The organism is Ruegeria sp. CK1 (assembly GCF_056536545.1).
Genome location: NZ_JBQFPX010000001.1, coordinates 1 through 12,057, shown reverse-complemented (window position 1 = coordinate 12,057; position 12,057 = coordinate 1). Strand labels below are relative to the sequence as shown.

Below are 12,057 nucleotides of genomic sequence, written 5' to 3'. Positions count from 1 at the left end.
TAGCTCATCTAGGAAGCTACGAGTCTAAAATTGAATGTCCGCTTCGGGCTGCCTTCAGTTACTGATGCGGAAGGCGGCAAGTAGCGACTACAAGTCCATGGTTCCAGAATCTGCATGGCGCAAGAATGTCGGCTATTCAAATGGAGACTTGTGTGCCGGTTGCAAATTCATAGGACCGAGCGACGATTTGCTTCACGGCTTTCAATTCGCTTTGGTCGCGAGGCGAGAAGATCATAACCAGACCGGAGGGCCATTGTCCTTGTGTCACCAAATAATGGTCTTCTCCCCAGCCCGTCCGTTTAACCTCCGCCACATCTTGGGTCGGCAACACCAAGTGCATGCTGCCATTGTCGGGTTTCGGGTGGATATGCGCAAACTCGCGCCCAATCATAAAGGCCGCTTGGTTCCCCGGCACTACATCGCTCAAGATCAGGGCACGCGATCCGGGGACAGATATCCCGCTGTCTTCGTTGTTGATGTGCGGCAGCGCAAAGCACCAGGCATGCAAAGTCTCAACGATTTCGTCCGGTCCATGTTGGGTTAGCTGCGAATGGGGGAGTTGCCCGAGCGTCTTCGGTGCTGGCCCTGGGCGAATTGGCAGGTTTAAAAGAGAATTCATTGTCCGCTCCATACTGTTGCTTGGGTCAAAGATATGCGTGTATCCTCGCAAAAAAAATTCGTAAAATTGCAAGCGAGCTTTGCATGAATGCACAGAGATCCCGTGCTGATCAGAAACTAGAATGGGCCGACATGCCTTACCTATTATCGGTATGTGAAGCTGGCAGTCTTGCTGGTGCTGCGCGTATGCTAGGAGTCAATCACTCAACGGTATTCAGGCGCATCGAAGCTGTGGAGGCAAGATTAGGTGTCCGCCTGTTTGAACGTTTGCCACGTGGATACGTGATGACTCCGGCAGGCCAGTGTTTCTATGAACGCGCCATCCTACTTTGCAAGGGCATGGACGAGATTGAACGTGAACTGGGCGGCCAGGATTTGCGATTGGAAGGCCCGCTAACTGTCACAACGACGGACTCGCTGCTGCACTGCCTTGCCCCTGTATTTGCCAAGTTCCAGTCTGTGTACCCGGATGTTGAACTGCGTCTGTTGTCCGATGTGCGCGCCCTCGACTTGATGCAGCGGGATGCAGATATTGCGCTTAGGCCAACAAACACACCTCCTGAGCACTGGATTGGACGGGAGTTGTCAGCGTTGTCTTTTGGTACTTATGCACATCGTGATTATTGGCAGATTATTCGAGACAATGATCCCGACACCTATCACTGGGTTATGCTAGGCGACGATCTTAACCAATCGCCGATGAGCAAAATCACCCTGCGCTGCAAGCATGAGCGGGCCAAAGCCACAGTGCTCAATACGATGATGAGCGTGTTTGACATGGTGAACGCTGGCTTCGGTATTGCTGCCATGCCTTGCTACCTCGGCGAAAAACATGAGAGCCTTGTGCGCGTACACGACCCCGATGACACCGCGAACTGGCATCTGTGGCTTTTGGCCCATCCGGATGTGCGGCGAAGTGCACGGGTGAATGCGTTTTATGACTTCGCCACGAAGCACATCACCGATGAGATCTTAGGCAAGCCATAGAAGCCGCATTTCCATCTGTGCTATTTTGCAAAGCTGACTTGCAGTCTTTGGCAATTTTCTGTGCATCACGGCAACCCACCTTTTTGACAGTGTTCAAAATGGAGGACCTCAATGTCTATGGTAAGGACAGCAATGGTGCTGAGTCTCGGCCTGTTTGGCAGCTCTGCACATGCTCTGGATATCGAAACCAAAACGCTCGATCAGCTCTATGCAGAAGCGTTGGCCGAAGGTGGCGAGTTCGTCTTGCGCGCAGGCGGCGATGAGCCCAATCAAATCGACTACTATCTTGATCGCTTCAAGGAGCGGTTCCCGGACCTTAAGGTGACACATAGCGTGGATGTCAGCATCAATCATGCGCCTCGTTTCGATAATGCACGCGCTGCTGGCGGTGCAGAGAAAATCCCTGATGTCATCCAGTTCCAAACCCTGCATGATTTCAATTACTATATGGAGCGAGGGCTTCTGGACTCCTACAAACCCGCAAATTGGGACAAGGTGTATCCCGATCACAAAGACCCACATGGTCGCTGGATCGGTCTTTATGGGGTTACCTTCAGCAACTACGTGAACCTCGAAATGGTGGATTCTGAAAATCCGCCGCGGGATGCCCTGGATTACCTTGACCCAAGCCTCAAGGGGCAGATCATTCTGACCTATCCGCATGACGATGACGCGGTGCTCTATCAGTTCTGGAACCTCAAAGAAGCGTATGGCTGGGACTATCTTGAGAAACTTGTGGCACAGGAGCCTGTTTGGACGCGCGGCACCGCGATGCCTTACCACGCCGTCAACAATGGTTGGTATGCGGCAAGCTTCACAACCTTTTGGGCGTTTGAGAACTTCCCCGGTCTCAACACCGAATTCATGCTGCCGGAAGAGGACTATTTCCTGACCTGGTTCCAAACCGCAGGCATTCCCGTTCAAGCCAAGAACAAAGCAGCAGCAAAGCTCTATCTGAACTGGATGTTATCAGAAAACTTCCAGGGCACCTGGCTGCAATTCCCCGTGCGGATGGATGTCGAGGCCCCAGGTGAATATGGTTCGGTTCTTCGTCACAACACGTCACCAGGCGACTTCCACCGCTGGATGCTTAAACGCCCGATGGTCGAGCGGTTCCGCGATCAAATGCGCCAGCTGATCGGACCAGCACATGGGCCTGAGGCGGTTGATTTGGACTACACCATCAAACCAGAGTGACTATTTCAAATTGCGTGGGACCGATCACGAGGTCCCACACCTTCAGTCAGTTCGATACTTCGTAAAGCCAAAATTGCAGCTTCGTTGCACATTCTGTAAATAGCAAAGTCCAGTTGCGAATGTCCGGTTCGGGCTGAGAGCGGTAATTGTCTTGTGCTGAGTAGATGGCGGCTCTGTCCGCACAGCGGTCATTGATGCACTAAGCAGCGAAAGACTGCTTTGAGCCCATTTCGACGTATTTGCATACCTAGCAAGTGTCTTCTGCCAGAATGAGCGCCAGCAGCGAGATTGTTGACAGCGGTAAATTTTAGCGCGACCAAGACTTATGCTTTCAAGTCAACAGAAATTCTGGAACGGCTACGCACGGTTTGTTCAAAAACCAGTAATCGCCTTGATCGCGCATCAGCCAACGGTGCGCCGTATTGCTGATTTAAGCGCGGCAATCACATTGAGGACACCCGGCGATTTAAGACTGACGGAGAGTCATTTGGGTCTTGGTACTGACTCGGTTCGCACAACAGTTTGTCAGGTTGGCCCGACACCGAGTGGCGGTAGTATGCTGTATCTACACGGCGGTGCTTTCATGATCGGCAACTTACGCGGTTATCGGCATCTGGTTTCTGAGCTTGGAAAAGCAGCAAACCAAAGAGCGCATTTTCTTCACTATGGGCTCGCCCCAGAACATCGCTTTCCAACAGCCCTTGACCAAGCCACTTTCGCTTATGAAGCGCTGTGCGCTGCTCCCGATGCAGGTCCTATCAGCCTTGTCGGTGACAGCGCAGGTGGCAACTTGGTGTTCGCCTTGTTGCATCGCATTTGTAGCCGCGGATTGCGAAAACCCGTTGCAGTTGCCGCAATTGCACCAATCTCTGACCTGCGGCTGACCAATGCATCGCTCAAGACGAATGTGGGCTCCGACCATTTGGTCCCGAAGCGCTGGATTGTTCGAGGCAAAGATGCCTATCTTGGCGGACACGATCCAAGCGACCCCGAAGTTTCGCCTGTGCTTGGCACCTTCGTCGGTGCACCACCCTGCCTGCTTCATGTGGACGAAACCGAAATACTGGTTGACGACTCGAAGGCCCTTGCCAATCGTCTACGAGATCAAGGCGTCACAACTGAAGTCCCGAAGTTCAAAGGACGAACCCACGTTTGGCACTTGAACGTTGGACGATGCCCCGAGGCAGACGACTCTGTAGAGGAGATTGGTGCTTTCATTAGGAAACAGGTTGCCAGCCAGAAGGTCTAGAACGTTCGGTTTCCTTGAATTGATGCTCTTCGTTTCAAGCCGAAGCTCGAGATAAATGCGAGGAAGGCACAACAGCAGTCATTGGGTTGTAAGACGCGAATGTCTGCTTCGTCCTCAAAGTAGACGTTCAATCAAGTTGCAGCGAAGGTCTGCTTCGAGCCCAATGCAGAAGTTTAGTTTTGCCAGTGCTAGCAGATGTGCGTACCGCACATATGCCGCATGAGACATTGCAGATTTTCCAAGTTAGCATTGAAAGAATCAGGAGGTATCACTTGAAACGTCGCCTAGCTGCTGTGCTCGTTCTTGATATTGTCGGTTCAGCCGAGCTGACGGCTGCCGATGAAGAAGGTATGCATGAGCGAATTATGTCGTTGCAGGACAAGATCATCGCTCCCAACGTGGCGGCGCGTGAGGGGCGTGTCGTCAAGTACCTTGGCGATGGTGCATTGGCCGAGTTTCCGTCGGTGGTGAATGCGGTTCAGGCTGCGACAGACATATTGCGTCTGAACAGGGAACAGGAAGAGATGTTGCCCGAAGCGCAGCGTATACACCTGCGAGTAGGTGTGAACCTTGGGGATGTTATCGTGCAAGATGGTGACGTTCATGGAGAGGGTGTCAATATTGCTGCGCGACTGGAAGGGCTGGCGGACCCTGATGGCTTGTGCATTTCTGCGCTGGCTTATGAGGGCCTAGGTCCGAAGCGAGCACATGAGTTTGCCGATAGTGGTCCGTACAAGGTTAGGAATATAGAAAAGCCTATTAGAGTGTATCGGTGGCGGACCAGAAGCGATAGCAGTGTTGATATGCGTGCATTGGAGGTGAAGCCAACCATTGCGATCACTCCGTTTCGACATGGCTCCATCCAGAATGGGATGGAAGAGCTGTCCAGCGGTCTGGGCGAGGACATCGCAATAGCAATTGGTACGGTTGCACAGCTTATCGTGGTTGACGAGAGCCGCAGTTTGGAGCCGCCACGTTATCGGCTGAGTGGTAGTATCCGCTCCGCGGGAGCGCGCGTGCGGGTCCAATGCATGCTAGTCGATCAGTTTTCTGGCGTGCAGGTCTGGGCGCAGCGCTATGATCGATCTGGGAGAGACTTGTTCGAACTCCAGGATGATCTCGCGCAAAAAATTGTTATCGACGTGCATACAACCCTTGGCGCTGGCAGCTATACGAACCGTTGGCAACAGGGCACTCACAATTTCGAAGCTTGGCGCCTTAGTGCAAGAGCGTTTACTGAATTCCAAAAATACTCCCCGGATGCGATGGAAAAATGTATTCGTATCTGGACGGAGGCACTGGAACGTGATCCCGAGTTTCCGACACCGCGCATCGCGAGGTCTTATTGCCGAGCGCGCATTGCACTCTGGTCACCGGAACGCGCTGAGCAACTCATTGCAGCGGCCGAAGACGATTTCGCTATCGCTCTAGCAGCTTCTGAAGAAGATGATAGCAGACCGTATTCTTTGCTTCGGGCAATCCGTATCGCTAGGAACGATCACGACGGCGCAGTCGCGGCGGCCAACGAAGGTCTGGCGCGTGAACCGTCGAACCCGGCAACGCGAGCGACAGTGGCCTATGCGTTATTTATGGCGGATCGCAGTGAAGAGGCTCTGACTGAGATTCGTAAAGCAACATCGGAGATCGAGAATTATCCGGGTTGGTTTTCCATGATTAAAATTCTCAGCTTACTGTTTACCGGCGAAGTTTCTAGCGCCCGCGAAGAAGCAGAAGCCATCGTGGCGCGCCAACCGGATTTCTATGCAGGTCGCCCCTTGCTGGCTGTCTGCAATGTGGAAAGCGGCGCCGTTGAAGCGGCAAAAGCAGTGGCCAGTATCGCAAAGGCACGGGACAGTAAATTCTCGGTCAACACATTAGTGTCATCCTTTGGGTTGAAGAGTGAGCGAAACAGGAAGCGACTGCGCTCGGCGCTCTCAAAGGCGGAGTTTTAGCGTAGAAGTACCCGTTCAATTTTTTCCTTACCACGGACATTCGATCGTGGTTCGGCGAATCTCCACTTGCAACCCAAAGTATTCAACGATGTTTTGGTGAGTAGCGCAACGAATTGTCTGCGGAGTGTGTCAAGCAAACAAACCGGCTTTACGAAGGCCGTTGGCCAGAGCTTCAAAATCGCCCGGTTGCCGCCACATGTGTTTGAAACCGCGTGCCAGAGTGGAAATGTTTTCCTCCGTCAACTCGATACCCCGGCTTCCAAATTCATCACGGCGTTCAGCAATAAATTCCTGAAGGGCCGCCGCCGCCTCCAGTTGCCGATCCAAATGCGCATAAGATGCTGTCACGAACGCTGCAGCCAATGAGTTGAGCCGCGCCTCTCCCATCAACAAGCCGACAGCTGCTTCGAAGTTTCCGCAGAAGAACTCGATTTGTCCCATAATCCAATCGATGGCAGGAGGGTGTAACGGATCCAATCGCATCGCTTCCGATACGACTTCCCTTGCTTTCTCGTGCCGCCCCAACAAAAGAAAAGCATAACCGCACCAAGCCATAGATTCAGCTTCATTTTCTATCTGCGAAAGTGTTTTTTCAAATTGAGCGTCGGCTTCTGCCCAAAGCCCTGCGCAAAGATAAGCAAAACCCAGTTGATCTTGTATATAGACGTCCCGATTATCCAACGCAGCGCCCTTTCGGGCAATATGTAAGGTGTGTTCAGCTGCGTCGGGCTCAGCCAAACCCAGCCAAAGATCAATAACATAGGTGTCGGCAAGGTACATGTAAGATCGAGCGATAGACGGATCGAGGGCGATCGCCCGTTCCAACAAAACGCGCGCTTTGGCCGTGTCTCTAGCATTCAGACCATCCCGCAGAGCTTTACTTCTAAGCATCAACTCATAGGCCTTCATTTCGTCTGCCGGTTTCTGCGCTGATCGGTCAACTACGTCATGTTGCACCCGCCCCGGAAGAACGGCCACGATGTTGCGGGCTATCTCGTCTTGAACGGACAGAATATCTTCCAGTTCGCGGTCATATCGTTCCGACCACAGCTGCGAGCCTGAAACAGCATCCGCGAGCTGCACGGAGACCCTTACCCTACTACCCGCTTTTCGAACACTGCCCTCAACAAGGTAATCGGCGCCCAATGCGGTTGCAATTACCCCCGGATCAGTGTGCTGACCTCTAAAACGGAATGAGGCGTTTCTGGAAACAACCTGAAGCGTGCGAAAGCGGGACAGACCGGTAATGATGTCTTCTGCGATACCGTCGCTGAAGAAAGTCTGCTCAGGGTCTTCGCTCATGCTGTGTAAAGGTAAAACTGCAATGGTGGCTTTGCGCTGCACTTCTTGTTGCTTAGGTTCAGCGATCGCGTGGTTTACTCCTGCTATGCGCCACGCGCGGACTGGCTCAACAATATTCTTAATAGAATGCGTACCTGCGTCCTCCCAATCGACCGGAACACGGTTGCCAACCACGCGATAGGTGGCATCGGAAACAAGAACGCCTCCGGGAGGGGCAAGTTGCTGCAGGCGCGAGGCAAGATTAACACCTGTTCCAAAAACGTCGCCCTCTTGCATGATGATATCACCGAGATTGATACCGATGCGAAAAATCAGGGGGACTGGGTCTTCCGAGGGCTTCTGTTGCCAGTCAACGGCAAAGGACACCGCGTCCGCGGCACTATCGAAACTGGCCAACAGGCCATCGCCCATAAGTTTGACAAGCCGCCCTCGGTGCCGATTAATCAAAGGCGAAACGACTTCATCTATGTGGGAAGACAATTTGGCAAGCGTACCAGCTTCGTCTTGTTCCATTCGACTGGTGTAGCCGACCATGTCAGCCACCAGAATTGCTGCCAGCTTTCGCTCCACGAGTTCCTCCTTACTCTGCATACCTTGTGTGGAGGGATTGGGCTATCCGAAACTGAAAAGTTAGGATCGGACCGAAGGTTGGCTTTGTCCGCGATGCATACAGTGAGCGAAATTCACCGACCGCCCATATCGAACCCTATGCGTCACATGCTAAATCTCGAGTTAATGGCCACCTTCAGGCTGCCATCACGCAAACTAGAAAATGTTAAGCGTTAGTGCCAAGTGAACCTTACGGTTTGGTCGGCTATATTAGGGTTGATCGCTGTTGAAGATGGAAATGTAGACTTTCCAATTCCCATCCGTTTGACGTTTCAGAACATTGACAAACTTGCCCTTCTCTGGCGGGTCGGAATCCGAAATGGCAAAAGACCCCACCTGATACGCCGTATCGCCATCGACGCCAAAATCGATCAGTTCATTAGTATGCGTTCCGCCAGTATTTTGTTTTATGCGAGATTGATAAGATTTGATGAATGCCTCTCGGCCACGCAGCATCGGTTCGCCTGGTGCTAGAAGCATAACGTCTTCCGTAAAAAATGCGGCGCAGCCGGCAGCGTCACCTCGATTGAAGGCTTGGTTGTAGGATTCATCAAAGTCTTCGAGCATTTGCCTCATATCCATGGAGGTTCCTTTTCTGCAAAACATAAGCGAATGATTTTGGACTTTTTCCGTCTCGCCAATACAGCACAATGAGGGTTAGGCTGCCATACCAATGGCCTTTTACAACGAGCCGCATAACGATCATTCGCAAAACTTCGGCGAACGTGTGTATCGAGGCCAGTTTGAGCACTGTTGCGAGAAGAACCAACGGTGGCTATACAACCTACCCCATCGTTCATAGTGTAATTGCATGAGTAGATTTCGAAGCGCACAACCCTCTGATGCAGTTCGATGCTTTGAGATCGAGACTGATGCCTATGAAGGCGACGAAGCGGCTACCTTCGAAAAGATAGCAAAGAGAATTGAGGTCTATCCCAATGGTTTCCTCGTTCTTGAGGTCGAAGGCGAAATTGTTGGCTTTGTGAATTGCGGATGTGCGTACGATGTCGAACTGTCTGATGAGGATTTCAAAGAGCTTCTGGGGCATGATCCCGACGCGCCAAATGTCGTTATTATGTCTGTCGTCCTAGATCCGGCGCATCAGGGGAAAGGCCTATCTCGGGTATTGATGACTGAATTCGTCGACCGCATGAGAAAAATGGGCAAATCCGCGATCTACCTTATGTGCAAAGAGCATCACGTCCCGCTTTATCAGAGATTTGGGTACAACTATCTTCATCCATCAATCTCTGATCATGGTGGAATGACTTGGCACGAAATGTCCATGAAACTTTAAAACGTTGGCTGTTTGAGCCACGGTTAGCGGGCATCCGCCATCATACACCGAACTGCAGCTTCGTCCGCATTGCAGTTATTCACGCCGTATGCAGCGAATGGCGGCACCGATCACAAAGCGAAACTGGAAATTTTCAGTGTCAACTTTGCGGGAGTGTACTTAGATAGGCATCTCGAAGTTTTGCACTTCGACGTCCAACAATTGAGTTGGCGATATCCGAGCAATTTAAAGTCCAGACCCCGAAACCTGCGTATCGCTTATGAGCTCCAAGAAACTCGAGGCCGAGGTCCTCGCACAATTGAGTTCCAAGACCGTTCACTGAGATTGCCCCAATCTCACGTACAAAGATCTCCCTTTCGAGAAGCTCTTCCAACTCTGCAACAAAACCTGATAGGAGCAAGCGAGTTGCATTCTCATGACCACGCGCAACATAAATCGCTGGACAATATGCAAAGTAGTCCCCTGGTAGCAAAGGACGTTTTAGAAGATCCGGCGTAAGCTCCGCTTCATCAAACAGAAGTTCATAGAAACTCTTTTCGGGATCAGACTTTGGAAAAATCAATCCAACGTGTCCAACAATTTTCGACCCAAGCATTACATAGGGCCCTGACAAAAGGCCCGATTTTTGTATATCACGCCACACCGTGTCAGCGGCCGAAAAGCCACCGGGCAAACCATCTCCATCATCCACCTCCATGCATGCCACGGCTTGTGTTACCGCCGATGAGGAGCCACCGAATTCGTCGATTACTTCCTGATTGTTTAACAAACGATAGGCAGACCCTGAATGTTGCGCTCGCCCGACCTCCCAATCCTCTCGGCAAGCGACCACATCCTCCAAGCTCCAACCGAGCTTTTCTTGCAGCTGGTACTCAAGGTCACCACGGATATACGACAGCGAGCGCTCATATTTGCTAATGGCGTCAACACTTACGTTGAGCTTCACCGCCAATTCTTCTTGAGTCATACGGCCATGGCGACCGCTGCCAATTCGATGGGAGCGTAGTTTCTGAGCAAAAAGAGACGTCCAATTTTTCATTTTGGTCTTGGGAACTGTTGGGTTCAACAGCGCCAGCATGCCAAAATTCCACGCCTTACCCAAGCTACTTACGGGTTTCTTACAGGTCTTTACGATTGTGGTCAGTGGGTTTCAGCCACGGGCTCGGGCAGCTTGTGATTTATCGAACTTTGTTTTGGAGAAAGACCATGCCCTACTGGACGATACCCTTTGCGTCGCTCTTTGAAATGCTATGTTTTTCGGGACCGCGTGGTCGAAAAGGTCGTGGGCGACGAGCAAAAGTGGCAAGAAAATAGAGTTTTATGGAAGTCGATCATGAGATCGGGACTCAACAAAATCGGTCAGCTTGCAATGCTCTTTTGAACCGCTTTGTCCGCAGAAAAGACATCCTTCGCTGTTGAGCGAACGGCCCCAAAATACCCCGGAGGCAGACTTCGGGAACTTATCACTCGATGTACAAAGAGCAAAATTCGAAGTCGACGCACGGTCGATTTGTCAGCAGTATACCTCGACGAAGAAATGGGGGAAATCATGGTCGAGGCACGCAAAACCATCATAGTGCGGGAGCATGTGACGTCTGATGCTTTCGGTGAGCCATGTGAGGAAGTGTGCCGCGTTGCGGCTGCCGCAGTTTTTCGAAACCCGATGGCAGGCCGTTTCGAAGCTGACCTAGCATCGCTTTTTGAGATCGGGGCTGAACTTGGACAACAACTCGCTGAACAAGCCGTTTCGCAGCTTAAAGGAGCGCCGGTATCTTATGGGAAGGCCGCGATTGTTGGGGTTTCTGGAGATATGGAGCACGGTGGCGCAGTCATACATCCCAGACTCGGCGCTCCTATGCGAGCCGCTGCTAATGGGGGCGACGCCGTAATTCCATCCAACGTAAAAATTGGAACGGCTGGAACTTCTATCGATTTGCCGCTTGGCCACAAGGACAACCCCTGGTCCTTTGATCATTTCGATACAATGACGCTTTGTGTACCGGATGGGCCGCGTCCCGAAGAAATAGTCATGTTTTTGGCATATGCTGATCGCGGTCGTCCCATCCCGAGATGCGGAAGTGGACCCATTAAAACATAGAAGTTTCTTTTGCCATTCTCTTCCCATGAGTGGTCTTCGAATGGTCGGTTTAAGTGCGTGTGCACACTGCCCACACTTAAATGAGAGGTATCAAAGCAATGCACCCCACGGAGAAAATAGTTCGGCAGTTTCACGAGTCATGGGATATGCGTGACCCCGACCGAGGCGCAGCTGTAATTGCTGAGGATTGCGACTTTGAGGACATCGCGCGTGGCGAGAAACTTCCCGGAAAGGAAGCATACAAAGCAGACTACCGCCGCTGGCGCGAGGCTTTCCCAGATGGGCTGTGCAAGGTTGAGAATGTCGTGGTCAGCCAATGCGGCGAATGGGCTACTGTCGAGTTCCGAAACACGGGCACGCACACCGGTACACTACGCTCAAACCTCGGAGATTTCCCACCAACTGGAAGGCGGGCCGAAGTCCGCTACTGCTCGGTGATGCGTGTTAAGGACGGGAAGGTGGTTGAGGGACGTGACTACTATGACAGCGCCACCATTGTGCGACAACTTGGACTGGTCGAATAGGACGCTAAGTCGAGCTTCGGTTAAAGCCAAATTCAAAGGTCTCTTTTCTCGGATGGCAGCTTCGTCCGCGTTGCAGAACTTGGCGCGTCTGAGCCTAAGGTTCGAGTTTCCCTGTAGCCGTCGTGACGGCATCAAAGCGGGCATTTCAACAGTGCCGTAGACGATGCGCGGGTACTCGACTAGGTTTCGACTATGACACACAAACCAACTCGCCGCATTGCGGT

General features: G+C 52.0%; 11 protein-coding genes. 7 read left to right on the top strand and 4 right to left on the bottom strand.

What is annotated here, in order from left to right; all coding sequences use genetic code 11:
* Positions 1 to 136: 136 nt before the first annotated feature.
* Positions 137 to 619, bottom strand: coding sequence for a luciferase domain-containing protein (locus ACR0L3_RS00055; protein ID WP_480742688.1), 483 nt, complete (start codon positions 617 to 619; stop codon positions 137 to 139).
* Positions 620 to 702: 83 nt separating this feature from the next.
* On the opposite strand from ACR0L3_RS00055, the gene ACR0L3_RS00050 reads away from it, so the two are divergent.
* The 4 genes from ACR0L3_RS00050 to ACR0L3_RS00035 all read left to right on the top strand — a co-directional run bounded on the left by ACR0L3_RS00050 (position 703) and on the right by ACR0L3_RS00035 (position 6,003).
* Positions 703 to 1,605, top strand: a complete 903-nt coding sequence (locus ACR0L3_RS00050; RefSeq protein ID WP_480742686.1) for a LysR family transcriptional regulator — start codon at positions 703 to 705, stop codon at positions 1,603 to 1,605.
* A 111-nt stretch (positions 1,606 to 1,716) separates the two neighbouring features.
* Positions 1,717 to 2,802 carry an ABC transporter substrate-binding protein gene (locus tag ACR0L3_RS00045; protein ID WP_480742684.1) on the top strand — a complete coding sequence of 362 codons (1,086 nt, stop codon included), beginning with the start codon at positions 1,717 to 1,719 and terminating at the stop codon, positions 2,800 to 2,802.
* A 325-nt stretch (positions 2,803 to 3,127) separates the two neighbouring features.
* Positions 3,128 to 4,051: an alpha/beta hydrolase gene (locus tag ACR0L3_RS00040; protein ID WP_480742683.1), complete on the top strand. Its 924-nt coding sequence runs from the start codon at positions 3,128 to 3,130 to the stop codon at positions 4,049 to 4,051.
* 272 nt (positions 4,052 to 4,323) lie between these two features.
* The gene (locus tag ACR0L3_RS00035) at positions 4,324 to 6,003 is read left to right on the top strand and encodes an adenylate/guanylate cyclase domain-containing protein (RefSeq protein ID WP_480742682.1); all 1,680 of its coding nucleotides are present in this window, start codon (positions 4,324 to 4,326) and stop codon (positions 6,001 to 6,003) included.
* A 129-nt stretch (positions 6,004 to 6,132) separates the two neighbouring features.
* Here the strand turns inward: ACR0L3_RS00035 and ACR0L3_RS00030 are convergent, their stop codons facing one another.
* Complete coding sequence (locus tag ACR0L3_RS00030; protein ID WP_480742680.1) at positions 6,133 to 7,875, bottom strand: adenylate/guanylate cyclase domain-containing protein; 1,743 nt, start codon at positions 7,873 to 7,875, stop codon at positions 6,133 to 6,135.
* A 249-nt stretch (positions 7,876 to 8,124) separates the two neighbouring features.
* Positions 8,125 to 8,481: a YybH family protein gene (locus ACR0L3_RS00025; protein ID WP_480742679.1), complete on the bottom strand. Its 357-nt coding sequence runs from the start codon at positions 8,479 to 8,481 to the stop codon at positions 8,125 to 8,127.
* Positions 8,482 to 8,725: 244 nt separating this feature from the next.
* On the opposite strand from ACR0L3_RS00025, the gene ACR0L3_RS00020 reads away from it, so the two are divergent.
* Positions 8,726 to 9,211 (top strand): GNAT family N-acetyltransferase, encoded by a 486-nt coding sequence (locus ACR0L3_RS00020; RefSeq protein ID WP_480742678.1) that lies wholly within the window; start codon positions 8,726 to 8,728, stop codon positions 9,209 to 9,211.
* Positions 9,212 to 9,350: 139 nt separating this feature from the next.
* On the opposite strand, the gene ACR0L3_RS00015 is transcribed toward ACR0L3_RS00020, so the two are convergent.
* On the bottom strand, positions 9,351 to 10,289 hold the full coding sequence (locus tag ACR0L3_RS00015) for a helix-turn-helix domain-containing protein (protein ID WP_480742676.1): 939 nt from the start codon (positions 10,287 to 10,289) through the stop codon (positions 9,351 to 9,353).
* Between the two features lie 432 nt (positions 10,290 to 10,721).
* Between ACR0L3_RS00015 and ACR0L3_RS00010 the strand changes: the two genes are divergently transcribed.
* Positions 10,722 to 11,309, top strand: coding sequence for an amino acid synthesis family protein (locus ACR0L3_RS00010; protein WP_480742674.1), 588 nt, complete (start codon positions 10,722 to 10,724; stop codon positions 11,307 to 11,309).
* A gap of 80 nt (positions 11,310 to 11,389) precedes the next feature.
* Positions 11,390 to 11,833, top strand: coding sequence for an ester cyclase (locus ACR0L3_RS00005; RefSeq protein WP_480742672.1), 444 nt, complete (start codon positions 11,390 to 11,392; stop codon positions 11,831 to 11,833).
* Positions 11,834 to 12,057: the final 224 nt, after the last annotated feature.